At 65.4% G+C, this 25,427-nt stretch carries 27 protein-coding genes and 2 tRNA genes; 23 read left to right on the top strand and 6 right to left on the bottom strand.

Translation table 11 applies throughout. The annotated features are described in order from the left end of the window. Positions 1-23 precede the first annotated feature (23 nt). Complete coding sequence (locus Q0030_RS15940) at positions 24-899, bottom strand: MBL fold metallo-hydrolase (protein WP_298368652.1); 876 nt, start codon at positions 897-899, stop codon at positions 24-26. Between the two features lie 162 nt (positions 900-1,061). On the opposite strand from Q0030_RS15940, the gene Q0030_RS15945 reads away from it, so the two are divergent. Continuing rightward, positions 1,062-1,949 carry a LysR family transcriptional regulator gene (locus tag Q0030_RS15945; protein ID WP_298368654.1) on the top strand — a complete coding sequence of 296 codons (888 nt, stop codon included), beginning with the start codon at positions 1,062-1,064 and terminating at the stop codon, positions 1,947-1,949. Positions 1,950-2,077: 128 nt separating this feature from the next. On the opposite strand, the gene Q0030_RS15950 is transcribed toward Q0030_RS15945, so the two are convergent. Together Q0030_RS15950 and Q0030_RS15955 are read right to left on the bottom strand one after the other, a co-directional pair. Beyond that, entirely contained in the window at positions 2,078-3,265 is a 1,188-nt protein-coding gene (locus Q0030_RS15950; RefSeq protein ID WP_298368657.1) for a hypothetical protein, read from the bottom strand. Positions 3,266-3,462: 197 nt separating this feature from the next. After that, positions 3,463-3,537 (bottom strand) — tRNA-Thr (locus Q0030_RS15955). 682 nt (positions 3,538-4,219) lie between these two features. On the opposite strand from Q0030_RS15955, the gene Q0030_RS15965 reads away from it, so the two are divergent. From Q0030_RS15965 to Q0030_RS16020, 12 genes are all read left to right on the top strand, one after another. Beyond that, on the top strand, positions 4,220-5,917 hold the full coding sequence (locus tag Q0030_RS15965; protein WP_298368661.1) for a cyclic nucleotide-binding domain-containing thioredoxin-disulfide reductase: 1,698 nt from the start codon (positions 4,220-4,222) through the stop codon (positions 5,915-5,917). Positions 5,918-5,925: 8 nt separating this feature from the next. Beyond that, on the top strand, positions 5,926-6,234 hold the full coding sequence (locus Q0030_RS15970; protein ID WP_298368664.1) for a UBP-type zinc finger domain-containing protein: 309 nt from the start codon (positions 5,926-5,928) through the stop codon (positions 6,232-6,234). A 171-nt stretch (positions 6,235-6,405) separates the two neighbouring features. Further along, a complete protein-coding gene (locus Q0030_RS15975) occupies positions 6,406-6,906 on the top strand; it encodes a hypothetical protein (RefSeq protein ID WP_298368667.1) in 501 nt (166 codons plus the stop codon). 113 nt (positions 6,907-7,019) lie between these two features. Further along, positions 7,020-7,844 carry an alpha/beta hydrolase gene (locus Q0030_RS15980; protein ID WP_298368669.1) on the top strand — a complete coding sequence of 275 codons (825 nt, stop codon included), beginning with the start codon at positions 7,020-7,022 and terminating at the stop codon, positions 7,842-7,844. 51 nt (positions 7,845-7,895) lie between these two features. Next, complete coding sequence (locus tag Q0030_RS15985; RefSeq protein ID WP_298368672.1) at positions 7,896-8,555, top strand: epimerase; 660 nt, start codon at positions 7,896-7,898, stop codon at positions 8,553-8,555. A 92-nt stretch (positions 8,556-8,647) separates the two neighbouring features. Then, on the top strand, positions 8,648-9,076 hold the full coding sequence (locus Q0030_RS15990) for a DUF2948 family protein (protein WP_298368674.1): 429 nt from the start codon (positions 8,648-8,650) through the stop codon (positions 9,074-9,076). 195 nt (positions 9,077-9,271) lie between these two features. Then, positions 9,272-10,567 (top strand): histidinol dehydrogenase, encoded by a 1,296-nt coding sequence (gene hisD / locus Q0030_RS15995; RefSeq protein WP_298368677.1) that lies wholly within the window; start codon positions 9,272-9,274, stop codon positions 10,565-10,567. After that, the gene (locus tag Q0030_RS16000; RefSeq protein ID WP_092123128.1) at positions 10,564-11,070 is read left to right on the top strand and encodes a UPF0262 family protein; all 507 of its coding nucleotides are present in this window, start codon (positions 10,564-10,566) and stop codon (positions 11,068-11,070) included. Before hisD ends, Q0030_RS16000 begins: the two co-directional genes overlap by 4 nt. A 168-nt stretch (positions 11,071-11,238) precedes the next feature. Continuing rightward, positions 11,239-11,703, top strand: a complete 465-nt coding sequence (locus Q0030_RS16005) for a low molecular weight phosphatase family protein (protein WP_298368681.1) — start codon at positions 11,239-11,241, stop codon at positions 11,701-11,703. A gap of 194 nt (positions 11,704-11,897) precedes the next feature. Then, complete coding sequence (locus Q0030_RS16010) at positions 11,898-12,527, top strand: Maf-like protein (RefSeq protein WP_092123132.1); 630 nt, start codon at positions 11,898-11,900, stop codon at positions 12,525-12,527. A gap of 256 nt (positions 12,528-12,783) precedes the next feature. Next, positions 12,784-12,966: a DNA gyrase inhibitor YacG gene (gene yacG, locus Q0030_RS16015; RefSeq protein WP_298368685.1), complete on the top strand. Its 183-nt coding sequence runs from the start codon at positions 12,784-12,786 to the stop codon at positions 12,964-12,966. A 140-nt stretch (positions 12,967-13,106) separates the two neighbouring features. Continuing rightward, a tRNA-Phe gene (locus Q0030_RS16020) sits at positions 13,107-13,182 on the top strand. Positions 13,183-13,462: 280 nt separating this feature from the next. Here Q0030_RS16020 and Q0030_RS16025 read toward each other — a convergent pair. Together Q0030_RS16025 and Q0030_RS16030 are read right to left on the bottom strand one after the other, a co-directional pair. Next, the gene (locus Q0030_RS16025) at positions 13,463-13,672 is read right to left on the bottom strand and encodes a hypothetical protein (RefSeq protein WP_076865413.1); all 210 of its coding nucleotides are present in this window, start codon (positions 13,670-13,672) and stop codon (positions 13,463-13,465) included. Further along, a complete protein-coding gene (locus Q0030_RS16030) occupies positions 13,665-14,162 on the bottom strand; it encodes a hypothetical protein (protein ID WP_298368693.1) in 498 nt (165 codons plus the stop codon). The genes Q0030_RS16025 and Q0030_RS16030 overlap by 8 nt, the downstream gene beginning before the upstream one ends. A gap of 134 nt (positions 14,163-14,296) precedes the next feature. Between Q0030_RS16030 and Q0030_RS16035 the strand changes: the two genes are divergently transcribed. Next, complete coding sequence (locus Q0030_RS16035; protein ID WP_298368695.1) at positions 14,297-14,506, top strand: DUF2945 domain-containing protein; 210 nt, start codon at positions 14,297-14,299, stop codon at positions 14,504-14,506. A gap of 12 nt (positions 14,507-14,518) precedes the next feature. Then, the gene (locus Q0030_RS16040) at positions 14,519-15,067 is read left to right on the top strand and encodes a DUF488 domain-containing protein (RefSeq protein WP_298368697.1); all 549 of its coding nucleotides are present in this window, start codon (positions 14,519-14,521) and stop codon (positions 15,065-15,067) included. A 105-nt stretch (positions 15,068-15,172) separates the two neighbouring features. Here the strand turns inward: Q0030_RS16040 and Q0030_RS16045 are convergent, their stop codons facing one another. Further along, positions 15,173-16,405: a hypothetical protein gene (locus tag Q0030_RS16045; RefSeq protein WP_298368700.1), complete on the bottom strand. Its 1,233-nt coding sequence runs from the start codon at positions 16,403-16,405 to the stop codon at positions 15,173-15,175. Positions 16,406-16,615: 210 nt separating this feature from the next. Between Q0030_RS16045 and glf the strand changes: the two genes are divergently transcribed. The 8 genes from glf (at position 16,616) to Q0030_RS16085 (ending at position 25,417) form a co-directional block, all read left to right on the top strand. Next, positions 16,616-17,824, top strand: a complete 1,209-nt coding sequence (gene glf / locus Q0030_RS16050) for a UDP-galactopyranose mutase (protein WP_298368704.1) — start codon at positions 16,616-16,618, stop codon at positions 17,822-17,824. A 63-nt stretch (positions 17,825-17,887) separates the two neighbouring features. After that, positions 17,888-19,159 (top strand): serine hydrolase domain-containing protein, encoded by a 1,272-nt coding sequence (locus tag Q0030_RS16055; protein ID WP_298368706.1) that lies wholly within the window; start codon positions 17,888-17,890, stop codon positions 19,157-19,159. Between the two features lie 546 nt (positions 19,160-19,705). Further along, positions 19,706-21,007 carry a sorbosone dehydrogenase family protein gene (locus tag Q0030_RS16060; protein WP_298368709.1) on the top strand — a complete coding sequence of 434 codons (1,302 nt, stop codon included), beginning with the start codon at positions 19,706-19,708 and terminating at the stop codon, positions 21,005-21,007. A gap of 145 nt (positions 21,008-21,152) precedes the next feature. Next, entirely contained in the window at positions 21,153-21,479 is a 327-nt protein-coding gene (locus Q0030_RS16065; protein ID WP_298368710.1) for a metalloregulator ArsR/SmtB family transcription factor, read from the top strand. Beyond that, positions 21,476-21,976, top strand: a complete 501-nt coding sequence (locus Q0030_RS16070; protein ID WP_298368712.1) for an SRPBCC family protein — start codon at positions 21,476-21,478, stop codon at positions 21,974-21,976. Before Q0030_RS16065 ends, Q0030_RS16070 begins: the two co-directional genes overlap by 4 nt. A 225-nt stretch (positions 21,977-22,201) precedes the next feature. Then, positions 22,202-22,549 (top strand): hypothetical protein, encoded by a 348-nt coding sequence (locus Q0030_RS16075; RefSeq protein WP_298368713.1) that lies wholly within the window; start codon positions 22,202-22,204, stop codon positions 22,547-22,549. Between the two features lie 583 nt (positions 22,550-23,132). Further along, complete coding sequence (locus Q0030_RS16080; RefSeq protein ID WP_298368716.1) at positions 23,133-24,596, top strand: hypothetical protein; 1,464 nt, start codon at positions 23,133-23,135, stop codon at positions 24,594-24,596. Between the two features lie 23 nt (positions 24,597-24,619). Continuing rightward, positions 24,620-25,417, top strand: coding sequence for an ABC transporter permease (locus tag Q0030_RS16085; RefSeq protein WP_298368718.1), 798 nt, complete (start codon positions 24,620-24,622; stop codon positions 25,415-25,417). Positions 25,418-25,427 lie beyond the last annotated feature (10 nt).

Here is a 25,427-nt window from a genome sequence, read left to right on the forward strand (position 1 = left end):
CGCACCGATTGCGCGACGGCGCTCTAGATCAGCGCGGGGCACCATGGCTCTTCATAATAGTCGAAACCGGTACCTGACCGGACGACGTGGATCAGGCCGGGGAAGTTGAGATGTGGCCCCGCGATCAAGGTGCGCTCTGCTGCTGCCATATCGAGCGTCTTCAGGCGCGTTGTGCGGGCCTGATCGGGATCCGCGTCGAAGGCGATGGTGACCTCCGGCCGCTTGATCTGCACATCGGGCACGTGGGTGATATCGCCCCAGACGAGCAACGTATCGGTTCCCGACGACACCCTGTAGCCGCCATGGCCCGGCGTGTGGCCTGGAAGCGCAACGAATTCGATGCCGGGTACGACTTCGCCGCTTCCGATCGGGCGCAGGGCCTTGCCGTAAGTCGCGAAGGCTGCACGGGCAAGCGCGAACATCGGTTGCAGGCTCTCCGGAGCGGCGTCGGCGCGCGCGGTATCCGCCCAGAAAGCCAGCTCGACATCCGACAGGATCAGCTCTGCATTCGCGAACACGGGAGTGCCGTCTGCGCCGACGAGACCGCCGATGTGGTCGGGATGCGCATGGGTCAGAAGCACCGCGTCGATCTCGCCGGCAGCAACCCCTGCGGCGGCAAGCGCGCCCGGCAGCTTGCCGCCCCAGCCGTTGAAGCCGCCGCCGCCGCTGTCGATCAGGACGGTGCGCGTACCGTCCTGCACCAGGAATGCGCTGACACTGAAGCGCGGGTCGGGCGGACGATGCGCGGTGGCCAGCATCGCCTCGGCCTCCGCCACGGTGATATCGGCAAGCAGCTCGAAGCTGAGATCGAGGTAGCCGTCATTCAACACGGTGACGACCGCATCTCCTATGCGGCGGCGATTGAGGCCCGGGGCCTGTGACGTTGGACGCTGGGACATGCGGGTCTCCTGTTCGAGGCGATCAAGCCGGCCCTGCCGCACTGGGCGCCGCGATGGAGGCGGTCCGCTGGCGCAGAGCATTCGGTTGCCCTCATTCATGAGGCCGCTTCTTCGAGAAGAGAACGCGCCGCCAGGCACGTCAGAATGAACCAGAGGTTTGCAATGGACCGCTTTCTCAGCATGGGAGTGTTCGTCAAGGCCGTGGAACTGGGCTCGTTCGCGGCCGCGGCCAGTGCCTACGGCATGTCGGCGCCGATGGCCGGCAAGCACATTCGTTCCCTGGAGGCGCATCTCGGTACGACCCTCGTGCATCGGACGACCCGCAAGATGGCGCTCAGCGATCTGGGGCGCGCCTATTTCGACCGCTGCAAGGCAGTGCTGTCGGAAGCGCATGCGGCGGACGCCATGGTCAAGGATCACGTCGGCGCGGTGCAAGGGACGCTGCGCGTCACGTTGCCCGTGATCTACGGGCGAATGCTGATCGCACCGCTGCTGGTCCAGCTCGCGACCGAACATCCTGCGCTTGATCTGGTGTTGTCGTTCAGCGATCGGCCGAGCGATCTGCTTCGCGAGGGCTACGACCTCAGTGTGCGAAGCGGGCTTCCCGCCGACGGTGGCGGTCTCATCAGCCGCAAGCTGGCGGAGTATCCGATGGTCGTGTGTGCCGCACCGCCTTACGCGAGCGCGCAGCCGCTGCAGGAACCGGCGCAGCTCGCCGGCCATGATGGCATCTTCTACAGCCGTTCGGGTCGGCCGCGACCCTGGCGCTTCCCCCGCGAGGGTGGGACCGAGCTCGATGTCATGCCGCGCAAGCGGCTGCTGCTCGACGACCTCCAGAGCATCGCCGACGCGGTCGAGGCGGGAATGGGTTTCGCCTGGCTGCCGCTTTGGCTCGTCGAGGATCGGCTAGGGGCCGGCCGGCTGGTGCCGGTCCTGACCGATCACGCGGCGTTGCGCTTGAGCTATTTCCTGATCTGGCCGGAGGCGCAGTTCCTGCCACTGCGTACCCGGGTCGCGATCGATGCGATCGCCCGGCAGCTCGCAGCCTGAGCTGCGCAGCTTGGCTCAAATTCGCCGGCAAGTGACAAGTGTACCGGTGGAAGGGGATGGTGCTGCCAGAAGAGGAGTCACGCTCCTGCCGGCGCCTGGGTCAGCGCCGGCAGGGTGAGTTCAGATCATCAGCGTGAGGCGAGAGCGTTGGCCATCCGGGCGGATTTGCCGGACGGCTTGGGCGCAGACCGTGCTGCCACCACAGGTTCGGATGGTGTCGCATTCGTCGGCCAGGCACCGGGGAAGGGCGGGGCAAAATGGTGCGCTTTGAGGGCCGCGATGTCCCAAGAGTTCAGACAGGTTTTTCCGCCATATTCCGTCGAATTGTAGAAGGCGTGAAACCCGATACCAAGAGCCGACGCGAAACGGTCGCCCTTGGTCGCTCCGTCCACATAGCTTCGGAGCTTCGCGCAGAACTTGGGCAGGTTGGCCGACCAGGGAGAATCGACCGCATTCTGGGCATTGTTGAATTGGTTCTGAAGCTCGCCGTACCGGTCGGAAAAAGCTCCGTCGACCCCCGACCAGCCGTTCATGCCATCAATATCCAACCCGCTACCATGCACAATCTTGTCGATCGAGATGACGGTCGTTCGGCCGCTTCTGTAGCTGATGTTGCTGGCGGTCGATCTGATCTCGTACTGCTTGGGATCAGGCGATTTGGTTTCGGCGAACGACTCCATGATCGAGTTCACGCCGCTATTGAGCGTCGTGATGGCGTTGCTGTTTTTCTGCAGATAGGAGACGACCGGGACGATCGCCGATCCAAGGCCCCCAGTGCCTGTGGCTAAGGAGCCCAACGCGACGGCGCTGGTGCCGACCGTCGCAATACCGCTCACAAACTTCGTCGGGTCATTGAATCGAATGGTGTCCGACTGCTTGTACTCGAAGTGCATCCTTATTTTCGCGTTCGCCGGAACGTCGGTGATGATGGTGCCTTCGCAGTTCTGAATCTGGGTGTCGCCAAAGTTGGCCTTCGCTATGATCGGCACTTTGACCTGCTTGGTCTCGTTGCTCTTGGCGTTCGGGAACGTGACCACGGCCGCAAGGGCGACAGACCGGTCGTGAATATTGAATCCATCCTGGAATACGTTGCCGGTTCGCTTCGCTCCGACCCAGCTCGATGCCACGTTGTTCAGGCTCTGCGGATTGTCGCAGAGATTGCCGACTTTCAGGTCGTACTGGAAAACGTCCCTGGGGCCGTCGAAGGCTCTTATGACCGGCTGCGAGCCCGATGCACGCTCAACATCTCCCAAGTCAAAGCCAAATGCGGACGAGGAGGCCAACAGCGAAACAGCCGCCGGCAGCAGAATTTTCATGTGCACGCGAAATCCCCCAATTCCCTGTCGTATTGCCAAGTTCTGAAATTCGCCAAAGTAACTACAGGCGCATAGAAGTATGGCTTTGGCCGAAAATCAACCAAAAGTAGATTTCGCGATCAGGACGTAAGGGAGGCCGGGTCTTTGGCGAGGCGGGGATGTCTCGTATTCGGCTTAGCGCTGCGCGATGAAGGTCCTGGTGCTGCCAGACAGGATTGAACTGTCGACCTCTCCATTACCAATGGAGTGCTCTACCACTGAGCTACGGCAGCATGCCCGGGAAAAATTGAATCGGCCCCAAGGGCCCGTCCAAGCGGGCGGTTCTTGCCACAGGCCTCCCCTTCACGCAAGCGAAACAGCACCCCGCTTGCTGATGAAATCGGCAGAAATTGACGCCCCACGCAGTGATTCTGTCCAATCCGGCCGATTTCGGCTTGATTGGGTTCCCGATTCCTCCGGAAACCTCCTGATCCGCCAAGTCGCCGAATCATGCCACCGAGTGCGCAACTGGCCGACCGGGCAGGGTGCGCGGGCGGCGGGCATTGGCTATGTTCGGCCTCGGGGAAGGCGCGGCGGCGGTTCGAGAGTTTTGCAATGACAGGTGAGCACGACAAGGGCGGCCAGGCCGGAGCCCGCGTGAAGGATTCACGACAGGATCGTCTCAAGCTCGCGCTGCGCGAAAATCTGAAGCGGCGGAAATCGCAGGCGCGCGGTCGCGAGGATGTGGCTTCCGAACCGGCCCAAGCCTCGTTAGATGACGCCTCGCCAGAAGACGGCTCACGAGACGACGCCGGCGGAAGCGAGCCGGGCCGCTAAAGCAATCTCGCGCGAGATGGACATCAGTTCGTGCAGAAAATCCGGCAAAACGACAAGCCAGGGCCTGGGTTCTGGTTCTAGTGAGAATCGAAACTCCGGCCGGTTGGCGTGTGTTGCAACAAGAAGCGAGTCGCCGAGATGGCCATGGATGAAACGACGATCGACCGATTGAACGCAACCGCCACCGCTTTCCCGCGCCACGAGCAAACCTTTCCGACCCTGACGGCGCATGAGATCGAGCGGATGCGCCGCTTCGGCGAGCCGCGGTCGTACAAGGATGGCGAGGCGCTGTTCGAGACGGGCAAGCCGGGGCCCGGCATGTTCGTGGTGCTGTCGGGCAGCGTGGCGATCTCCCAGCGCGATGGCCTCGGCCGTGTCACGCCGATCATCGACCAGGGGCCGGGGCAATTCCTCGCCGAGATCGGCCAGCTCTCCGGGCGCGCCGCGCTGGTCGACGGCCATGCCGAGGGCCCCGTCGAGACGCTGCTGCTGCCGCCCGAGCGGCTGCGCGCGCTGCTGGTTGCCGAGGCTGACCTCGGCGAGCGCATCATGCGCGCGCTGATCCTGCGCCGCGTCAGCCTGATCCAGGGTGGCGCCGGCGGGCCGGTGCTGATCGGCTCCGCGTCGGTCGGCAACATGGCGCCGCTGCAGAATTTCCTGGCGCGCAACGGCCAGCCGCATCACGTCCTCGATCCCGAGACCGACAAGGATGCGGCCGATCTCGTCGCGCGCTATTCGCCGACGCGCGCCGAGCTGCCGCTGGTGGTCTGCCCGAACGGCACGGTGCTGCGCAATCCGTCCGAGACCGCGCTGGCGATGGCGCTCGGTATGATCGGCAACAGTGCGCAAGACAAGCTCTACGATGTCGCGGTGGTCGGCAGCGGCCCGGCCGGGCTCTCCACCGCGGTCTATGCGGCCTCCGAGGGGCTGTCGGTCGCGGTGTTCGATTCCCGCGCGTTCGGCGGCCAGGCCGGCGCCAGCATGCGGATCGAGAACTATCTGGGATTTCCGACCGGCATCACCGGCCAGGCGCTGGCCGGGCGCGCCTTCAACCAGGCGCAGAAATTCGGCGCCGAGATGCTGATCCCGGTTTCGATCAAATCGCTCGACTGCTCGAAGGCGTCGGGCGCGTTCACGCTCGCCACCGGCTGCGGGCACACGCTGCGCGCCAAGTCGGTGGTGGTCGCGAGCGGCGCGCGCTATCGCCGGCCGGCGATCGACAATCTCGAGAATTATGAGGGCCGCGGCGTCTGGTACTGGGCCTCGCCGATCGAGGCGCGGCTCTGCGCCCAGCAGGATGTCGTGCTGGTCGGCGGCGGCAACTCCGCGGGGCAGGCGGCGGTGTATCTGTCGGCGCATGCCCGCAGGGTCAACATGATGATTCGCGGCGGCGGGCTCGGGGCCAGCATGTCGCGCTATTTGATCGAGCGCATCGAGGCGACGCCGAACATCGAACTGATGTTCAACACCGAGGTGATCGGGCTCGAAGGCGCGGAGACGCTGGAGCGCGTGCGCTGGCGCAGCCGGCTCGCGCCCGACGAGTTCACCATGGATATCCGCAATCTCTTCCTGTTCGTCGGCGCCGATCCGGCGACCGGCTGGCTCGAGGGCTGCGGCGTGCAGGTCGACCGCGGCGGCTTCGTGATGACCGGTGTGCAGAACGGCGAGGGTGCGCCCGCGGTGCCGTTGCTCGAGACCACGGTGCCCGGCGTGTTCGCGGTCGGCGACGTCCGCTCCGGATCGGTCAAACGCGTCGGCGGTGCGATCGGCGAGGGCGCGCAGGTCGTTGCGGCGCTGCACGGCTATCTCGCCGATGACGGCAGTCCGTCGCTGTAGGAGATTTGATGACAAAAGGCTGCACCCACATCGCCGGCATTCAGGACGTCACGCCGAGTGCGTTCGGCTGCGAGGAATGCCTGAAGAGCGGCAGCCGCTGGCTGCATTTGCGGATCTGCCGGACTTGCGGCCATGTCGGCTGCTGCGACGACTCGCCGAACCGACATGCGACGGCGCATTTCCACACCACCGGCCATCCCGTGATCGAGGGCTACGATCCGCCGGAAGGCTGGGGCTGGTGCTATGTCGACGAGGTGCTGTTCGACCTGTCGAGGCGCAAGACGCCGCATAACGGGCCGATCCCGCGCTATTATTGATTCAGTGTCTCACGAGGAGCACGTGCGTACGACATGCGTGCGACAATTTTTGGCAAGTGCCGACGCCGGCAAATTTCTCATGAGATGTCGGCGATCCTGCCATCGAACCATGTAGCAATTTTCAAGGACGCATCGTAACGTAGTGCGGGTTCTCAACGGGGAGTACGCCACATGACGACGCTGGTGCTTGTGCACGTCATTATCAGCCTGATCGCTATCGTCGCCGGCGTGATCGTGATGTTCGGCCTGCTCGGCTCGCGCGCGATGCCCGGGCTGACCGCGATCTTCCTCATCCTCACGATCCTGACCAACGCCACCGGCTTCGTGATCCCGCCCTTGGCGACCGAGAAGCTGCTGCCGTCGCACATCATCGGCGGCCTCTCGCTGGTGCTGCTCGCGATCGCCTGCATCGCGCTGTATGCGATGCAGCTCAAGGGCGCCTGGCGTCCGATCTATATCGTGACCGCGATGGTCTCGCTCTATCTCAACGTTTTCGTGCTCGTCATCCAGAGCTTCCTCAAGGTGCCCGCGCTGCAGGCGCTGGCGCCGGCGGTGCCGCCGAACCCACCGTCCGGGCCGGTGTTTGCGGTGGTGCAGGGCATCGTGCTGGTGTTCTTCGCCGTGGTGATCATCGGCGCCTGGCGCCGGTTCAGGCCGGTCACGTTCGCCTGATCGGGGGCGGATGACATCATTTCGCGGCGACGCACGGCATAGAAGGTGACGCGCGATGGCGCGCGCGTGAGCTGCGTTCGCGCCTGAAGATCTGCAACAAGAGGAGCAATCAAATGCCGATCATCACCACCAAAGACGGCGTCGAGATCTTCTACAAGGATTGGGGTTCGGGCCAGCCGATCGTGTTCAGCCATGGCTGGCCGCTGTCATCGGACGACTGGGACGCGCAGATGCTGTTCTTCGTGGGACACGGTTTTCGCGTCGTAGCCCATGACCGCCGCGGCCACGGCCGCTCCGCCCAGGTCGCCGACGGCCATGACATGGACCACTATGCCGACGACCTCGCGGCCGTCACCGCGCATCTTGACCTGAAGAATGCCGTCCATGTCGGCCATTCTACCGGCGGCGGCGAGGTGGTGCATTACATCGCCCGCCACGGCGAGAGCCGGGTCGCAAAGGCCGCGATCCTGAGCGCGGTGCCGCCCCTGATGGTGCAGACCGCGGCCAACCCCGGCGGTCTGCCCAAGTCGGTGTTCGACGGGCTGCAGGCCCAGCTCGCGGCCAACCGCTCCCAGTTCTACCGCGATATTCCGGCCGGGCCGTTCTACGGCTACAACCGGCCCGGCGCAAAACCGTCGGAAGCCGTGATCCAGAACTGGTGGCGGCAGGGCATGATGGGCGGCGCCAAGGCGCATTACGACGGCATCGTCGCGTTCTCGCAGACCGACTTCACCGAGGACTTGAAGAAGATCACTGTGCCGGTGCTGGTGATGCATGGCGACGACGACCAGATCGTGCCCTATGCCGATTCCGGCCCGCTCTCGGCCAAGCTTTTGAAGAACGGCACGCTGAAGACCTACAAGGGTTTTCCGCACGGCATGCCGACCACCGAAGCCGAGACGATCAACAAGGATCTGCTGGCGTTCATCAAGGGCTGACGGGCGGCTGCGCGTGAGCGCATCCGGTAAGGCCGGGCAAAAGGACGCAATATGAAGGTCATCCTGTTCGGCGCGACCGGCATGGTCGGGCAGGGCGTGCTGCGCGAGTGCCTGCTCGATCCCGGCGTCGAGCGCGTGCTCGCGGTCGGACGCAGCCCGACCGCGCAGCGCGATCCAAAGCTCGTCGAGTTGATCTGCGACAATTTCGTCGACTACAGCGCAATCGAGCCGCAGCTGGCCGGCTATGACGCCTGCTTCTTCTGCCTCGGCGTCTCCTCGATCGGGATGGACGAGGCGCGCTACCGCCATCTGACCTACGACATCACGCTGGCGGCGGCGACGACGCTGGCGCGGCTCAATCCCGGCATGGTGTTCACCTATGTCACGGGACGTGGCGCCGATTCCACCGAACAGGGTCCGCAGATGTGGGCGCGGGTGAAGGGCAAGACCGAGAACGACCTGCTCAAGCTGCCGTTCAAGGCGGCCTACATGTTCCGGCCCGCCGGTATCCAGCCGCTGCACGGGGTCCGCTCCAAGACCGGCTGGGTGCAGGCGATCTATGTCGCGACCTCGCCGTTGCTGTCGTTTCTGGTGCGCGTTGCCCCGAGCTACATGACGACATCGGAACAGCTTGGCCGCGCCATGCTCAAGGTCGCCCGCGACGGCTATCCGAGGCCGGTGCTGGAGAGCGAGGACATCAACAGCCTCTGACGGGGGGCGGCGGCAGGGCCGGTTCCCTTGATCGTGGGTTTCCTTGAGGCGCGTGGGTATCTCCCGGCTTCCAGGACGTTATAATTGCCGCCATGTCCCCGCCTGCTCCCCTGAAACTGATCGCCCTCGATGCCGATGACCTCGCGGTGATCTCCGCCCATGTGCAGGACGCCCGCGTCCAGCCCGCCGACATCGTCTGGCGCCAGGACGAGAAACGCCTCGTGCTCGGCCTGAACCGGCTGGACTGGGAGCAGACCTTGGCCGGCGGCACCTGCTCGCGCCGGCTGATCGCCGCGCTCAGGTTCGACCGGGTGCTGGCATGCAAGTCGCGCAACATCGACCTGAAGGCCCCTGAGGCCACCCTGGAACTGCTCGGGATCGAATTCCACGCCTCCGACCCGCCCGGCGGCAGCGCGCTGCTGATGTTCGGCCAGGGTGGGGCGCTGCGGCTCGATGTCGAGTGCCTGGAGTGCGAATTGACCGATCTCGGGCCCGACGATCTCGGGGTGGCTCCGGGGTAATTATGCCGTCGTCCCGGCGAAAGCCGGGACCCATTGCCCGCTGCGGGAGCTGGGGTCCCATCGCGACCATAATCCGCATCGGTGGTTATGGGTCCCGGCTTTCGCCGGGACGACGGTGGGTGTCTGCCAAGGGTTGACGGCCATTATCCGCCGCGCCATTGAGCAGGGACCCGAATTCCTCTTCAGAAAGCCGCCATGCCCGTTCGCCTGGACCGACAGAGCGCCGATTTCGACCAGCGTTTCCGCGAATTCCTGGCGGCCAAGCGCGAGGTATCGGCCGATGTCGAGCGCGCCACCCGCGCCATCGTCGATGACGTGGCGGCCCGCGGCGACGCGGCGCTGCTCGAGGCGACCAAAAAGTTCGACCGGCTCGACATCGAAGCCGCCGGCCTGCGTATCACCGCCGCCGAGGTCGACGCTGCGGTTGCGGCCTGCGACCCCAAGACCGTCGAGGCGCTGAAATTCGCGCGCGACCGGATCGAGACCTTTCACCGCCGCCAGCTGCCCAAGGACGAACGCTTCACCGATGCCGCCGGGGTCGAGCTCGGCTGGCGCTGGAGCGCGGTCGATGCGGTCGGGCTCTACGTGCCCGGCGGGACCGCGGCCTATCCATCCTCGGTGCTGATGAATGCGGTGCCGGCCCGGGTCGCCGGCGTGCCGCGGGTCGTGATGGTGGTGCCGGCGCCCGACGGCAAGCTCAACCCGCTGGTGCTCGCCGCCGCCCATCTCGGCGGCGTCTCGGAAATCTACCGCGTCGGCGGTGCCCAGGCGGTGGCGGCGCTGGCCTATGGCACCGCGACGATCGCGCCGGTCGCCAAGATCGTCGGCCCCGGCAACGCCTATGTCGCTGCCGCCAAGCGGCTGGTGTTCGGCAAGGTCGGCATCGACATGATCGCCGGCCCCTCCGAGGTGCTCGTGATCGCCGACGACACCGGCAATGCCGACTGGATCGCGGCCGATCTCCTGGCGCAGGCCGAGCATGACGTCAGCGCGCAGTCGATCCTGATCACCGACAGCCCACGGCTCGCCGCCGATGTCGAGCGCGCGGTCGAGGCGCAACTTGCGACGCTGCCGCGTGCGGTGATTGCGCGCGCCTCGTGGGACGATTTTGGCGCGGTGATCATGGTGTCAAAGCTCGACGACGCGATCGAGCTCGCCAATGCGATCGCGGCCGAGCATCTGGAGATCATGACCGCGGACGCCGAGGGCCTGTCGAAAAAGGTCCGCAACGCCGGCGCGATCTTCCTTGGGCCCCATACCCCGGAGGCGATCGGCGACTATGTCGGCGGCTCCAACCACGTGCTGCCGACCGCGCGCTCGGCGCGGTTCTCCTCGGGCCTCGGGGTGCTTGACTTCATGAAGCGAACCTCGATCCTGCGGTGCGGGCCGGATCAGCTTCGTGCGCTCGGGCCCGCCGCGATGACGCTCGGCCAGGCCGAGGGTCTCGATGCCCATTCACGTTCCGTCGGATTGCGCCTCAACCTCTCATGAACAAGCCACCAGACGACGAGGATTCCAACAATCGCATCGTCGCGGTGACGCTCGACGAGGAATCGATCGGCCGTTCCGGGCCCGACATCGAGCATGAGCGGGCGATCGCCATCTACGACCTGGTCGAGCAGAACCTGTTCGCGCCAGAAGGCGCAGCCGGGCCGGGGCCCTATACCCTGCACATCGCGATCACCGGCAACCGGCTGATGTTCGACATCAGGAAAGAGGACGGCGCGCCCGTGGTGGCGCATCTACTGTCGCTGACGCCGTTCCGCCGCGTCGTGAAGGACTACTTCATGATCTGCGACAGCTACTATCAGGCGATCCGCACCGCGACACCGGACAAGATCGAGGCCATCGATATGGGCCGCCGCGGGATCCATGACGAGGGCTCGCGCACGCTGCAGGAGCGGCTCAAGGGCAAGGTGCGCGTCGATTTCGAGACCGCGCGGCGGTTGTTCACGTTGATCACTGTGCTGCACTGGAAGGGTGAGGGCGCATGATCCCGACCCGGAAGGCCGCGTTAACGCAAAGTGGGCACCGGTTTTCGGTCGCGACAAACGCGAGCGTTTGCGCGGAGATCATGCGCCGGAATAAGAAGCGCATGATCCCGGCCATCTTCACTTCGCCAGACGACGGGGGCGTACCCCGGTCGAAAAAAGCCTGATCGCATGGAAGCGCCGCGCGCGCGCCACCCCCAGGCCGTGCTGTTCGCATGTGGGCACAACGCCGTGCGCTCGCCGATGGCCGAAAGCCTGCTGCAGGAGATGTTTCCGCAAGGCGTCTATGTCCGCTCCGCCGGCGTGAAGAAGGGCGAGCTCGATCCGTTCGCGGTCGCCGTGATGGCCGAGTTCGGCCAGGACATCTCCGGCCACAAGCCGCAGACCTTCGAGGAGCTCGAGGATTGGGAAGGGCTGAACTTCGACCTCATCATCACGCTATCGCCCGAGGCGCACCACAAGGCGCTGGATCTGACCCGGACGCTCGCCGCCGCTGTCGAGTACTGGCCGACCCCTGATCCGACCGGCACCAGCGGCAACCGCGAGCAGAAGCTCGCCGCCTATCGCGAGGTCTGCGACGGCCTGTTGCTGCGCATCCGCCGCCGCTTCACCAAGGCCGGTGTGGCGAACTTGTGAGGCTCAGGGCAGAGGCCCGCGTGTTCCGATTCGCAAAGTCCGCCCCTTGTCGCCAGACTGACAAACAGCTGTGCTTATGGGGCCTTGTCGGCCACGGGGAAGCGCGATTCGCAGCCGGTTCCAAGGTTGTGCATCCATGCCCCATCCGATAGGTTCCGCCCGCGTCCGTCCCCCCGATTCAGCCCAAAGCCCGCATGCTAGGCCGTCCCAAATTCGTTCTTGCTTCCGGTTCGCCGCGGCGGCTGGCCCTGCTCAACCAGGCCGGCATCGAGCCCGACGCGCTGCGTCCGGCCGATGTCGACGAGACCCCGCGGCGGGGCGAGCTGCCGCGCGCCTGCGCCAACCGTCTGGCGCGTGCGAAAGCGGACGCGGCGCTGAAGTCGGTGCAGCTCGACGACGATCTGCGCGGCTCCTTCATCATCTCCGCCGACACCGTGGTCGCGGTCGGCCGCCGCATCCTGCCCAAGGCCAATCTGGTCGACGAGGCCGCGCAGTGCCTGCGGCTGCTGTCGGGCCGCAATCACCGCGTCTACACCGCGATCTGCGTGGTGACGCCGCGCGAGGCGTTCCGCCAGCGCCTGGTCGAGACGCGGGTGCGCTTCAAGCGGCTCAGCGACGACGACATCCAGGCCTATATCGGCTCCGGCGAATGGCGCGGCAAAGCCGGCGGCTATGCCGTGCAGGGCATCGCCGGATCCTTCGTGGTCAAGATGGTCGGCTCCTACACCAACGTCGTCGGCCTGCCGCTCTACGAGACCGTCACCTTGCTCGGCGGCGAAGGCTTTCCGATCCGCCACGGCTGGCTCAACGCCGTCGCGGTGTGAGCTGATGTATCCGCATCGACGGTGCACCTCTCCCCTTGTGGGAGAGGTCGGAATTCAAGCGTCAGCTTGAATTCCGGGTGAGGGGTCTACCTCCGCGGATAGAGACCCCTCATCCGGCGCTGCGCGCCACCTTCTCCCACATCCGCCTTCGCCAAGGCTTCGGCGGACAAGAGGGGAGAAGGGAAGGGAGCGACGCGCGGCACGGAACAAGCGATCGCCTCCTCAATTGCCAACTGGTGTAAACTCCGTCCCAGCCATGACTGACCAAGCCCGAACACCCCCGGCCACCGCGCGCGCCTGCCCGATCTGCGGCAAGCCCGCCCAGCAGGCCTTTCTCCCGTTCTGCTCGTCGCGCTGCCGCGACGTCGACCTCAACCGCTGGCTCAGCGGCCGCTATGTCGTTCCCGGCCGCGAGGACGACGTGGAGGACCCGGAATAGCCAAGATTTCCCAACAAGTTGGGGAAACAACGCCGGGCGGGCGGCGCCCGGCGAAGCGTTTCGCGAAGCCGGGTGGACACAGCGCCCCGACCTCTCTATAAACCGCCCGCTCGCTTCGGCCTTTTCGGTCCTGCGGGTTTGCCCAGGTAGCTCAGTTGGTAGAGCATGCGACTGAAAATCGCAGTGTCGGTGGTTCGATCCCGCCCCTGGGCACCATTCAGCTCAGTGCTGCCGTACGAGCGATCCGCACGAAGACTCGTCCCGGCGTAGCCCGAAGGGCGAAGCCGGATGGTTCGATCCCGCTCCTGGGCACCGTTCGCCCACCCCGCAAGACCAACACGCTTTCGCAGGCAGCCATGGCGGCTCCCGTCGCGATCGCCATGACGCCCGGCCGCTCCTTCGGTTGGACGGGGTTGAATTCGTTCAGCCCGGCGGGCGGTCGTACCTGATCCGGTGTCGTCTCTCATCGTGCGGGAGCTTGCACCGAAACGCGCGATCAGCTGCTCTTCTTCGTCGCGAGCTGCATCCTGGCGACCAGATTGGCCTTCTCGGAGAGCTGTTTCTTGGCCTCGAGCTGGTGCCTGCTGGTCAGCGCCGCCTTTTCGGCCAGCTGGCGCTTCGCCTCGAGTTGATGCTTGGCCACGGTATCCGCCTTCGCAGCCAGCTGCTTCTTCGCTTCGAGTTGCATCGATGCTGTATCAGCCATTTCCGCACTCCTCCGCCAGGCTTGAAATGTAGGTTTTCACAAACGCGATTTCTTCCTCGGTCAATCCGGCGAGCAGCCGCTCTGCCGTCAGGTCGCTTGCGGTCAGCTCGCAGTCCTTAGTCAGGCTTGGATCCTTTCCTTCGACGGCAAGATGCACCTGCTTCTCGAAGCCGGCCTGGCAAAGCTTGGACAGGGCGCAGGAGATGCACGGGCTGCGATCGCGCGACGCCTTCAGGTATCCATTCTCCGCAATGCAGAACTCGTCGAAATCAGGACCGTCATAAGGAAATTTCGGATCAACGTTATGGTGCAGCGGCATAGCCCCTCCACTTTTGATCGCATGCTCAATATACGTGTGTAATAAATAAAATACAACCTGAACCTTTGACCGCTGGGCGGCCCCGCGATCTTGCGCGCGGCTGGTACAGGCGGTTCTTCGCTCGGCGAAGCGCGAGCGGCAGGAACCTGTATCGGCGTCGCCGATTGCCATGAAGCCGACTATGCTGCGGCGGTCAGGCTGAGCCTGATATGGTGGCTGCTGGGCATAACGGACCTGGTGTGCTCGACCGGGCCGGAGCTGCGGCATCGCCGACAAGATGACCAGGACAACGTGAGTGAAGGACCATGACCCGGAAATTCAAGGTCGGCGATCACGTCAGCTGGAATTCCGAGGCCGGACGGGTCTCGGGCACCATCATCGCGGTTCACACCAGCGATTTCGACTACAAGGGGCACACCCACCGCGCCTCGGAGGCTGATCCGCAATACGAGATCAAGAGCGACAAGACCGATCACGTCGCGGCCCACAAGGGCAGCGCGCTGCATCGCGCGTGACAGAGGCACGGCGTGGCGCTTCCGTTCTTCACGATCGGCCATTCCAACCGCAGTCTCGAGGATTTCGTTACCGTCCTCACCGAGGCCAAGATCGACCGCGTTGTCGACATCAGAACGGTGCCAAGATCGCGCACCAATCCGCAGTTCAACAAGGACACGCTCCCTACATCGCTGGCGGCCGCGGGCATCGCGTATGAGCATCTGGCCGATCTCGGCGGGCTCCGCGGCAAGGCGCGAAGCGTGCCGCCTTCGGTCAACGGATTCTGGAGCAACGAGAGCTTCCACAACTACGCCGACTACGCGTTGTCGCCGCAGTTTCATGCAGGCCTGCAGCACCTGCGCGAGGAGGGCCACCGGCTGCGCTGCGCGATCATGTGTTCGGAAGCCGTGTGGTGGCGCTGCCACCGCCGCATCGTCGCCGACTACCTCATTGCGTCCGGGGAGACCGTCGTCCACCTCATGGGGGAGGGGCGCCTCGAGCCCGCCCGCCTCACCGAAGGCGCTGTCGTGCAGAGCGACGCCACGGTGGTCTATCCGGCGACGGATCAACTGGATTTATGAGTGGGGCGAAGCTTGCGACCGTCCGCATCGCGCCGCGCGGCTCGCTTCGTGTCGCGCGCGGCACAACACCCGGCGCGACGCAGCCATGCAATGGCGAGCGTGCGGTCAGGCTGCCTGCTTCGGCGTCCAGACGCCTGCCGGTACCGGCTCAGCCGGCAACAGGTTGGCGCCGGCCGCGCCCGCGATCGACATCGTGATCTCGTGGATGTCCTGCACCGACCGCTGCATCGAGAAGCGCGGATAGAGCTCGCTCATGGTGGTGGCGGTCGCCGCCTGCGCCGCGACGGGATCGGCCAGCAGCGCCTCGACGGCGGCGGCGACGCTTGTCGTGTCCTGGCCGAAGCTGTAGCGGGCCAGATGCGGCATCTCCGCCGCGGAGAAGCGGTTGGCGTCGAACACCGGCACCGTGCCGGCGCCGAGCGCGAAGAAAACCCGGTCATGCACCGACAGGTCGATATTGGGATTGAGCGAGACCGCGGCGAGATAGCTGCCGAGGCCTTCGCGCATCGCATCGAAGGTCATCGCGCCGAGCACGCGGGCCGAGCGTCCGCTGACGTCGAGATCGCTCCAGCCGCCGCCGATGAAATCGACCGGATAGTCGGCCAGCACCGCGCCCACCTCGCGGGTGCGGACGCCTCTGGTGTAGTTGTCGAGCCGGGTCAGGATCACGTTGAACAGGTCGCCGCCCGGCTTCAGATAGACCAGATGCCGCTCGGCCACGTCGACGATGATTTTTGGAAACGCGCCGCAGGTCTTGCCGCGGGCCTCGGCGATCGCATCGAACAGCAGCGCGAACAGTTTTGGCGGCATCGTCTTGCGCCAGCCGCGCTCGAGCGCCAGCGGATTCCAGCCGGACTTGGCGAAGATCAGCCGGCCGTTGCGCTGCTCGGGCGGCAGGCCGCCGAAGAAGCCGGGATCGGGGATGCCCATATGGGTCGCGAACATGGCGCCGTTGGCGCCCAGATGATCGCGGTTGAACGTGGCGTGGTCGGGAAACACGTAGCCATGCGCGGCATAGCGGCTCTCGAGCCCGTGCCGCTTGGCGAAATAGCAAGGGTGGTCGCAGAACCAGGTGAAGACCGGGATCTGGGCGACGTCCCAGAACAGCCGGCCGTCCTTGGTGTGGATATCGAGCCCGATGCCGGAGAAGCCGAGCGCCATCGTCTCGGTCTTTCGCGGCAACAGCGCATTGAGCCGGGCCGAGAAATCCGGCGCCAGCAGGTCGAGCATCTTGACCTCATGCCCGAGCCGGTCGAGCTCGGCGGCCGCCATCGCGAGGATGCCGCGCAGCGAATCATAGGTGGTGTTGCTGGAATACAGGACGCAGATTACGGACATCGGGCCCCCGCGTATGATGCTGTTGCTGCGCGCGCGGATAAACCCAGCGCCTCGCATGCTGTCAGTTGAACGGCCGAGCCCGCTGTTCCGGGCACGGAATTATCGCGGCCTTAACCAAAATCTTCGCCGGAAGTCGGCTCCCGCGCCGTTGAAGCTCCGTCGGGATGACGCGGCGGGCTACCGCCCGGGCCCGCGCGGGGCGGGGGCCACATGCAGCTTGAGAGTTTCGACGTCGTCGTGGTGGGCGCCGGCTTCTTCGGCGCCGTGATCGCCGAGCAGGTGGCGAGCAGGCTCGGCCGCTCGGTCTGCGTGCTCGACCGCCGTCCGCATATCGGCGGCAACGCCTATTCGGAAGTCGATTCCGACAGCGGCGTCGAGGTGCACCGCTACGGCACGCATATCTTCCACACCAATTCCGAGACCGTCTGGCGCTATCTGAACCGCTTCACCGAGTTCACCGACTACCGTCACCGCGTCTTCACGGTGGCGAACGGCCGCGTCTATTCGATGCCGATCAACCTTGCGACGGTGTGCGCCGCGTTCGGCCGCATCATGTCGCCGGGCGACGCGCGTGCCGTGATCGCGGCGGAGGCGGCGGCGCATGGTGCCTCCGGGATCGGCAATCTCGAGGACAAGGCGATCGCCTCGGTCGGCCGCACGCTCTACGATCTCCTGATCCGCGGCTATACGCAGAAGCAGTGGCAGACCGATCCGCGCGAGCTCTCGGCCGACATCATCGGCCGCCTGCCGGTCCGCCTCACCTTCGATGACCGTTACTTCGCCGACCGTTATGAGGGCATGCCGCTCGACGGCTACACCGCGATCTTCCGCCGGATGCTCGATCATCCCGGAATCGCGGTGCACCTCGGTGTCGACTATTTCGACGTCGCGGACCGGATCAACCCGCACCAGCTCGTGATCTATACCGGACCGATCGACCGCTTCTTCGGCTATGCCTGCGGTCATCTCGGCTGGCGCACCGTCGACTTCGCGCGCGAGGTCCATGACGTCGCCGATTTCCAGGGGGCTGCCGTCATCAACTATGCCGACGCCGAGGTGCCGTTCACCCGCATCCACGAGTTCAGGCATCTGCATCCGGAGCGCGCGCATGCCGGGACGCGGACCACGATCTACCGCGAATATTCCCGCTTCGCCGGCCGCACCGACGAGCCGTATTACCCGATCAACACCGCCGCCGACCGCGCCATGCTCGCGTCCTATCATGCCATGACGGCATCGCATCCAAACGTCATCTTCGGCGGCCGGCTCGGCTCTTACAAATATCTCGACATGCACCAGGCGATCGGCGCCGCGCTGAAAACGTTCGAGCACGAGGTCGAGCCGTTCTTCGCTGGCGCAGACATGCGCCCCGGCGACACCGCCGCGCGCCGCCACGCCTTGTCGCCCTTGCCGGCGTGATCTAAGCCTGCCGCAGCGGGCAGCGAATTCATAACAATCGCCCGCGGTCCCGGTGAGGAAACAATGCGAAAGATCGCCATTGCCGCGGCTGCCGCCGCCACATGTCTTGCCTTCAACATCGCCCATGCCGCGCCGCCGCTGCCGGAAGCTTCGGCACATCAGGCCGGTTTCTCGGATCAGGGGCTGGCGCGGCTCGATGAGTTCTTCGCGCGCGAGATCGCGGCCAAGCGCGTGCCTGGTGCCGTGGTGGCGATCGCGCGCGACGGCCGGCTCGTGCACTACAAGGCCTATGGCCAGCTCGATCCGGTCAAGGGCACGCCGATGCCGATCGATGCCGTGTTCGCGCTGGCCTCGATGACCAAGCCGATGGCGGCGGTCGCGGGGCTGACTCTGATGGAGCAGGGGCGGCTGCCGCTGCAGGCGAAGGTCGCCGAGTTCTATCCGGCGTTCGCCGACATGAAGGTGGGCGTGCAGCAGGCCGACGGTTCGCTGACGATGGAGCCGCAGGCCCGGCCGATCTTCATCCACGATCTCTATCGCCACACCTCCGGCCTGATGTATGGCGGCCGGCCCGATAGCTCGAGCGCGCTGGCGCGGCTCTACCCCGACGGCACGGCGCCGGCGGTCGAGGGCGACACTCAGGCCTTCATCGACCGCATCACCAAGCTGCCTCTGGTGCACCAGCCCGGCACCGAGTTCGAATACGGCTTCTCGATCGACGTGCTCGGCGCCGTCGTCGAGAAGGTTTCCGGCCAGCGGCTCGGCGACTATCTTTCGGCCAATGTCTGGAAGCCGCTCGGCATGAAGGAAGCGACGTTCCACCCGACCGACGCCCAACGTGTGCGTCTGGCGCGTCCGTTCGCCAACGATCCGCTCACCGGCAAGCCGCAAGCCATCAAGCTGCTCGACACGCCGACCAAGTTCGACTGCGGCGGCGCCTGCTCGTTCGCCACCGTCGGCGACTATGTCCGCTTCGGACAGATGCTGCTCAACGGCGGCGAGCTCGACGGCAAGCGCATCCTCAGCCCCAAGACCGTGCACCTCATGACGTCGAACCATCTCGGGCCCGAGATCAAGAACAACGTCGCCGCAGTTGAGCCGCATCGCGGCGGCTTCGGCTTCGGGCTGGCGGTCGCGGTGCGGACCAGCGAGGGCCTGGCGTCGGTCCCGGGCAATCCTGGCGAGTTCACCTGGAACGGCGCCTATGGCACGCAGTTCTTCTGCGATCCGAAGGAGCGTCTCGTGGTGGTGGTGGGAACCGCTGCTCCCGGCGAGCTGCGCAAATATTATCGCGAGAACGTGCAGGACATCGTCTACGGCGCGATGGTGAAGTAAGCCGCATCGCTGCGGCCTCGTTCATGACATCCGCCGAACGGCAAGAAGGCCCATCGCTCAAACCGAGCGACGGGTCTTCAGATTTGCGTGGGCTACCACTGCCGGTAGACGCCGGTCAGCATACCATTGTTGTTCACTTCGGGACCGACGTCGCCCTGCGACGAGCTCGGCGTCGGATGGTTGGTGCCGTTGACTGCGCCATACGTGTCCGGTTGCCAGCCCGGTCGTGCCGTCGCTGTGCCCGGTCGAATGCATTCGGTGCTGGGCCGCTATGCGTTTCCGGCTATAACGCCCTGCAGCCGGCCGCGCCCGCGGTGCTTCGAAGGGGCGGGCGGTTCGTAAAAGGAAGCCCGCCGACCGGGGCGGGCAAGGTCTCAGGGAGGAAAACGCTCTGACAAGGGAGCGTACAGCCAGTCTCGTCGATTCGATGGCGGATGCGAAGATCGTATAACTACTGTCATCAGGGCCGGCATTATGCGAATGCTGCGGCGGGCTGCGGCGGCCTGGCAGGGCGCAATAACGGGACGCGAATAACAGGGGAAGTTCATGAGCACGTCTGGAGTTTTTGCCCGCGTCGTCGCGGCGATCGGGGCCGGCGCCGTGGCGTGGCGGCGGATGCAGGGCGCCGAGCCCGCACCGGCCTGGGGCAGCGCGCCGCAAATCCCGGCGGCGAAGTCGCAGGGCGCGATCCCGACGCTCAAGATGCCGACGGCAAGGGGCTGGGACAAGGGCCAGCTTCCGACCGCAGCGCCAGGGCTCAAGGTTAACGCCTTTGCCGCCGGGCTCGATCATCCGCGCTGGATCAACGTGCTGCCGAACGGCGATGTCCTGATCGCGGAGGCGACGCAAATCGCAGGAACGCCGCGCAGTGTCTTCCACTATGCGATGCAGGCGACGATGCGCCGCGCCGCCGCCCTCGGCGTCAGCGCCAACCGCATCACGCTGCTGCGCGACCGCGATGGCGATGGCGTCGCCGAAAGCCGCGGTGCCTTCATGGAGGGGCTACGCCAGCCGTTCGGCATGGCGCTGATCGGCGACACCTTCTATGTCGGCAACACCGACGGCGTGGTCGCGTTTCCGTACACCGCGGGCGCCGATCGCATCACGGCGGAGGGACGCAAGCTCGTCACCTTCAAGCCCGACGGGCACTGGACGCGCAGCCTGCTGCCGAGCGCCGACGGCAAGAAGCTCTATGCCGGCGTCGGCTCGCTCAGCAACATCGCGGAAGGCGGCTTTGCGGTCGAGGAGGGCCGTGCCGCGATCTATGAGCTTGATCTCGCCGCCGGCACCAGCCGCATCTTCGCCGGCGGCCTGCGCAATCCGGTCGGGCTCGCATGGGAGCCGACCACGAATGTGCTGTGGACCGTCGTCAATGAGCGCGACGGCATCGGCGACGAGACGCCGCCTGATTATCTCACCTCGGTGCGCGACGGCGGCTTCTATGGCTGGCCCTATTGCTACTGGGGCAAGACTGTGGACGATCGCGTGCCGCAGGATCCGGCGATGGTCGCCAAGGCGATCCAGCCGGACTACGCGCTCGGCGGCCACACCGCATCGCTCGGTCTGTGCTGGATGCCGGCGGGCACGCTGCCGGGTTTCCCCGACGGCATGGCGATCGGCCAGCACGGCTCGTGGAATCGCTCGACGCTGTCGGGCTACAAGGTGGTGTTCGTGCCGTTTACGAACGGCCGCCCCTCAGGCCCCGCGCGCGACATCCTGTCCGGCTTCCTCGCGCCCGACGAGAAGGTGTCGTACGGCCGACCGGTCGGCGTCGCGCTCGGCCCCGACGGCTCGCTGCTCGTGGCCGACGATGTCGGCAACGTGATCTGGCGCGTCACGGGGGCGTAGGTCGCTCCTCACACTACCGCCAAAACTGCTTGAACGGCGCGGCTTCGATCGATCGGAGCCGCGTCGTTTCATTTGCGACAATCCGTTAGTATTGACTTACCGTAAGCAATAGCTTACGCTTATTTCGACAACGGACGATGCGATCATGATCAGCGCAGAACGCGCGCTCGACGCGCTGGGAGATCCGACCCGCCGCCTGGTGTTCAAGCGGCTGCGCGAGGGCAATCGATCGGTGCAGGAGATCGCCGATGGCCTCAAGGTGAGCCGTCCGGCGGTCTCGCAGCATCTTCGGGTGCTGAAGGACGCGGGCCTTGCCGTGGTGCGGATCGAAGGCACGCGGCGGCTCTACGCCATCGACATCCGCGGGCTCGAGAGCCTGCGCGGCTGGCTCGACGGATTCTGGGACAAGACGCTCACTTCGTTCAAGCAAGCGGCCGAACGCGAAGCCGCAAGAGAGAGGAGATCCCGATGACGACGCAAGCGACCTCCGACAATTACGATCCCTACAGCGTCCGCAAGGTGATGAATGTCGAGGCGCCGCCGGCGGTGGCCTGGCGCGTCTTCACCGAGCAGATGGGCACGTGGTGGCCGCTCGCGCATTACAAGATCGGCAAGACCAATGCGATCGACGCGATCATGGAGCCCCGCGTCGGCGGCCGCTGGTACGAGCGCGGCGACGACGGCAGCACCTGCGACTGGGGCAGCGTGCTGCTCTGGGAGCCGCCGTCGCGCCTCGTGCTGTCGTGGGACATCACGGCGGACTGGCAGTACGATCCGAACTTGAAGACCGAGATCGAGGTGCGCTTCATCGCCGACGGCAAGGACGCCACCCGCGTCGAGCTGGAGCACCGCAAGCTCGACCGCTACGGGGCGCGCGCTGCCGAGATGCGCCGCGTGTTCGATACCGAAGGCGATTGGGGCCGTCTGCTCGCGATGTTCGCGGCGCGCGCCGCGCAAGGGTCGCAGTAGCCGGATAGAGCGCGACATTGCTCTTGTAGCCGCGTGCGAATGGGTAATGGCTCCTGACGGATCGCACGCCTGGCGGGAACTCAAAAATCCCTCCAGGCCGATAGCTCGGAAGCGCATAAAACCGGAATGAAATCCATAGCGGTTTTCAACCATGCCCCTTGAACCTTCCTCAACTTCCGCGGCCGATGCTCCGCCTGCTGACGGGATCGACAAGGAGCTCAAAGCATGCCGGCCAAAGGACGAGCGACCGCGACCAATGCCACCGCGCAATCGCGCGAGGATATCCTGAACGCGCGGGCCATCAGCACGCTGGGCGCCGGCGTCGTCAACGCGATGAGTGCGGTCGGCGCCGCCGTCATCAAGAAGCACAAGCCGGCGCTCGGCAAGAGCCCGGATTGGTTCTGGCACGTGTTCGCGAAATGCGAGGCCAAGGCCGCGCGCGTCGCCGAGCAGGCCGCGCGCGATCCGGAGGCCTGTGGCGATGCCACCTTCATCGAGGTCTATGCCGCGCAACTGCCGAAGCTGATGGCATCCGCACTCGAGAGCCACGACAAGGCGCTCAAGGCGAAGTGACGTGGCGTGAGGTGACGTGGCGTCAAGAAGAAGATCGACAACGGCGATCGTGCCGTTGTCGTTCCCGTGATCTCTCTGCCAGGTCGCTGCGCAGAGCAGCCATGCAGCTGAAACCGCGACCCGTCGCCGTTCGTATTCAATAGGTGGCGGAAGCCCGCGCCCGCGGGCTTCGGATTCTTATCCGGGACGGTTGATGGTGAAGCACCTTGTTTCCGATGAAGAGAAGTGTGACGCGTGTAACGGGACGGGCTTTCCAGCGGTGAAGCAGCCGAGCGAGCCGGGACGGAAGATCTATCCCGAGCCTTGCAAGAAATGCGGCGGCAAGGGGCGGATCAGGAAAGCGACGTGGGGGAAATAGCCGCGCAAAGGCAATCAGTCCTGTAGGGCGGGTTAGCGTGAGCGTAACCCGCCGCAACGCGATGCGCTGAAGCAGAGGCGGGTTACGGCTTCGCCTAACCCGCCCTACGTATCGGCTTGCGCGGAGGTGCAACCGCGTGTGACGCGCGTCACGGCGGGAGCCAGCGCCGCGAGCCATTGATAGCGCCATGAACGGGCGGTCCTCCCGTCGATCATGGAGCTGAAGATGACGTCCTCCCTTGCAATCAGTGTTTCCGATGACGGCCTTGCTCTGGTGCCGGAGCATGATCAAGCCGCCGCGTCGCTCGTTCCCGCCGATGCGGCCGGCGCGCCGCAGCGCCAGTTCTGGGAGACCGAGCACACCCGCCCGGATTTTCAGCCCTCCAATGACGCAGCACCCGAGCTGGTCGCGGCCACCGCCAACTATCTCGGCGAATGCATGCGTCATCCCTATCTGCCGGTGTCGGAAATCCGCGCGCGGCAGTTCGCCCGGATCAAGGAGCTGGTCGAGCTCGCCTACCGCGACATTCCGGTCTACCGCGCCAAGTATGATGCGGCCGGCTTCAAGCCGGAGCATCTGCGCGACTATGACGACATCCAGAAGATCCCTGTCATCACCAAGCCGGAGCTGGTCGCGGCCTTCCCCGACCAGTGCGTCAACAAGAAGTACAAGCCGGAAAACCTGTTTCCGACGCGCTCATCGGGCTCGTCCGGCCAGACGTTGCTGATCCGCGTCGACTATGACGCCGTCATCACCGACACCATCCAGGGCGTCCGCCAGTTCGCAATGCAGAGCGGCGGCAATTACCGCGCCGAGGATTTGCTGGCTCACGTCTACACCGTGCCGTGGTGGTTCGATTCGATCGGCGGCGATTATCCGACCGCTTTCATCTCGAACCTGATCCCGCCGGCCCGCGTCGCCCAGCATCTGCGCTATCTCGGGCCGAAGATCCTGTCGCTCTATCCGTCGAGCCTCGATGCGCTGATGCCGCATGTCGACGAGTTCCGCTCTTCGCTCAATCTCGCGGTGACGCATTCGGAATATTCCTCGCGCGCCGCCCGTGCGGAATGGTCGCGCCAGCTCGGCGTGCTCGTGCTCGACGAATATTCCTCCGAGGAAGCGACGCGGATCGCGCTCGAGATGCCCGACGGCCAGTATCACGTCTGCGAGGACACCGTGCATCTCGACGTGCTCGACCCCGTCACGATGCAGCCGCAGGCGCCCGGCCAGTCCGGCATCGCCGTGATCACCAACCTGCTCAACGAGGCGATGCCGTTCATCCGCTACGTGCAGGGCGACTACATCACCCAGCCGGCCAATCCTGCGCCGTCTGACATCAACTGGTCGCAGATCGCCAGCATCGACGGCCGGCTCAACGATGCCTTCGTCAACCGCGACGGCCGCAAGGTCCCGGCCGGCAGCATTCTGGATGCAACCTATCGCTGGATGTTCGACTGTAACCTGCATCTGGCGCAGTTCGAGATCGTGCAGCGCGGCGTCGATCTCGTCGAGGCGCGCGTCGTGCTCGGCCAGGATACGCCGATGTCGCGGCTGCACGGCTCGGTCGCGCACCTCGAGGATCTGCTCGCCGCCTGCCTCGAGCATCCGGTCCGGGTGCAGGCCAACGCGCTGCTCGCGTTCCCGCCCAAGGTCGGCAAGCGCCGCCCGATCCGCCGCGAGATCGATTGATGTTGGCAACAGGGGTGCGCGCTATGAGCTCGTCACTGAACCGTATCGCCGCCATGACGGCGCGCTATCACTACATCCTGCGCTCGTCATGGCTCCGGCTGCTCGAGATCGTCTACTGGCCGGCGATGCAGATGCTGGTGTGGGGTTTCCTCTACACCTACCTCTATCAGAGTAAGTCGGCGATGGCCTCCACCGCCGGCCTGCTGCTCGGCGCCGTCCTGCTCTGGGACGTGCTGTTTCGCGGCCAGCTCGGTTTCACCTTCACCTTCCTGGAGGAGATCTGGTCGCGCAATCTCGCCAACCTGATGATGAGCCCGTTGCAGCCGGCCGAGCTTGCGGCCTCGCTGATGCTGATGAGCCTGATCCGGCTGGTGATCGGTACGTTGCCGGTGACATTGCTGACGCTGCTGCTGTTCGGCTTCAACGTCTATGCGATGGGGCCGGGGCTGATCTTGTTCTTCCTCAACCTCGTGCTGACCAGTTGGGCGATCGGGCTCGTCGTCGCCGGCCTCGTGATCCGCCAGGGCCTCGGCGCCGAAAGCCTCGCCTACTCGATCATGATCGTGCTGCTGCCGCTGTGCTGCGTCTACTACCCGGTCGAGGCGCTGCCTCTCTGGCTGCACCCGGTCGCCTGGTCGCTGACGCCGACCTATGTGTTCGAGGGCATGCGCGCCGTGCTGCTCGATGGCACCTTCCGCACCGACCTGATGATCGAATGCCTCGCGCTCAATGCCGTCTATCTCGGCATGGGCTTCGCCACATTCGTTGCCCTGTTGCAGAGCGCTCGCCACAAGGGCGGCCTGCTCACCATGGGCGAGTAAGGGGAGACAT

Source organism: uncultured Bradyrhizobium sp. (assembly GCF_947648125.1).
GTDB lineage: Bacteria > Pseudomonadota > Alphaproteobacteria > Rhizobiales > Xanthobacteraceae > Bradyrhizobium.

Bases quoted from the DNA above. Each gene is read 5' to 3' on its own strand.
- Q0030_RS15940 (WP_298368652.1), bottom strand. From the start codon at position 899: ATGTCCCAGCGTCCAACGTCACAGGCCCCGGGCCTCAATCGCCGCCGC.
- Q0030_RS15945 (WP_298368654.1), top strand. From the start codon at position 1,062: ATGGACCGCTTTCTCAGCATGGGAGTGTTCGTCAAGGCCGTGGAACTG.
- Q0030_RS15950 (WP_298368657.1), bottom strand. From the start codon at position 3,265: ATGAAAATTCTGCTGCCGGCGGCTGTTTCGCTGTTGGCCTCCTCGTCC.
- Q0030_RS15965 (WP_298368661.1), top strand. From the start codon at position 4,220: ATGGCCATGGATGAAACGACGATCGACCGATTGAACGCAACCGCCACC.
- Q0030_RS15970 (WP_298368664.1), top strand. From the start codon at position 5,926: ATGACAAAAGGCTGCACCCACATCGCCGGCATTCAGGACGTCACGCCG.
- Q0030_RS15975 (WP_298368667.1), top strand. From the start codon at position 6,406: ATGACGACGCTGGTGCTTGTGCACGTCATTATCAGCCTGATCGCTATC.
- Q0030_RS15980 (WP_298368669.1), top strand. From the start codon at position 7,020: ATGCCGATCATCACCACCAAAGACGGCGTCGAGATCTTCTACAAGGAT.
- Q0030_RS15985 (WP_298368672.1), top strand. From the start codon at position 7,896: ATGAAGGTCATCCTGTTCGGCGCGACCGGCATGGTCGGGCAGGGCGTG.
- Q0030_RS15990 (WP_298368674.1), top strand. From the start codon at position 8,648: ATGTCCCCGCCTGCTCCCCTGAAACTGATCGCCCTCGATGCCGATGAC.
- hisD (WP_298368677.1), top strand. From the start codon at position 9,272: ATGCCCGTTCGCCTGGACCGACAGAGCGCCGATTTCGACCAGCGTTTC.
- Q0030_RS16000 (WP_092123128.1), top strand. From the start codon at position 10,564: ATGAACAAGCCACCAGACGACGAGGATTCCAACAATCGCATCGTCGCG.
- Q0030_RS16005 (WP_298368681.1), top strand. From the start codon at position 11,239: ATGGAAGCGCCGCGCGCGCGCCACCCCCAGGCCGTGCTGTTCGCATGT.
- Q0030_RS16010 (WP_092123132.1), top strand. From the start codon at position 11,898: ATGCTAGGCCGTCCCAAATTCGTTCTTGCTTCCGGTTCGCCGCGGCGG.
- yacG (WP_298368685.1), top strand. From the start codon at position 12,784: ATGACTGACCAAGCCCGAACACCCCCGGCCACCGCGCGCGCCTGCCCG.
- Q0030_RS16025 (WP_076865413.1), bottom strand. From the start codon at position 13,672: ATGGCTGATACAGCATCGATGCAACTCGAAGCGAAGAAGCAGCTGGCT.
- Q0030_RS16030 (WP_298368693.1), bottom strand. From the start codon at position 14,162: ATGGCAATCGGCGACGCCGATACAGGTTCCTGCCGCTCGCGCTTCGCC.
- Q0030_RS16035 (WP_298368695.1), top strand. From the start codon at position 14,297: ATGACCCGGAAATTCAAGGTCGGCGATCACGTCAGCTGGAATTCCGAG.
- Q0030_RS16045 (WP_298368700.1), bottom strand. From the start codon at position 16,405: ATGTCCGTAATCTGCGTCCTGTATTCCAGCAACACCACCTATGATTCG.
- glf (WP_298368704.1), top strand. From the start codon at position 16,616: ATGCAGCTTGAGAGTTTCGACGTCGTCGTGGTGGGCGCCGGCTTCTTC.
- Q0030_RS16055 (WP_298368706.1), top strand. From the start codon at position 17,888: ATGCGAAAGATCGCCATTGCCGCGGCTGCCGCCGCCACATGTCTTGCC.
- Q0030_RS16060 (WP_298368709.1), top strand. From the start codon at position 19,706: ATGAGCACGTCTGGAGTTTTTGCCCGCGTCGTCGCGGCGATCGGGGCC.
- Q0030_RS16065 (WP_298368710.1), top strand. From the start codon at position 21,153: ATGATCAGCGCAGAACGCGCGCTCGACGCGCTGGGAGATCCGACCCGC.
- Q0030_RS16070 (WP_298368712.1), top strand. From the start codon at position 21,476: ATGACGACGCAAGCGACCTCCGACAATTACGATCCCTACAGCGTCCGC.
- Q0030_RS16075 (WP_298368713.1), top strand. From the start codon at position 22,202: ATGCCGGCCAAAGGACGAGCGACCGCGACCAATGCCACCGCGCAATCG.
- Q0030_RS16080 (WP_298368716.1), top strand. From the start codon at position 23,133: ATGACGTCCTCCCTTGCAATCAGTGTTTCCGATGACGGCCTTGCTCTG.
- Q0030_RS16085 (WP_298368718.1), top strand. From the start codon at position 24,620: ATGAGCTCGTCACTGAACCGTATCGCCGCCATGACGGCGCGCTATCAC.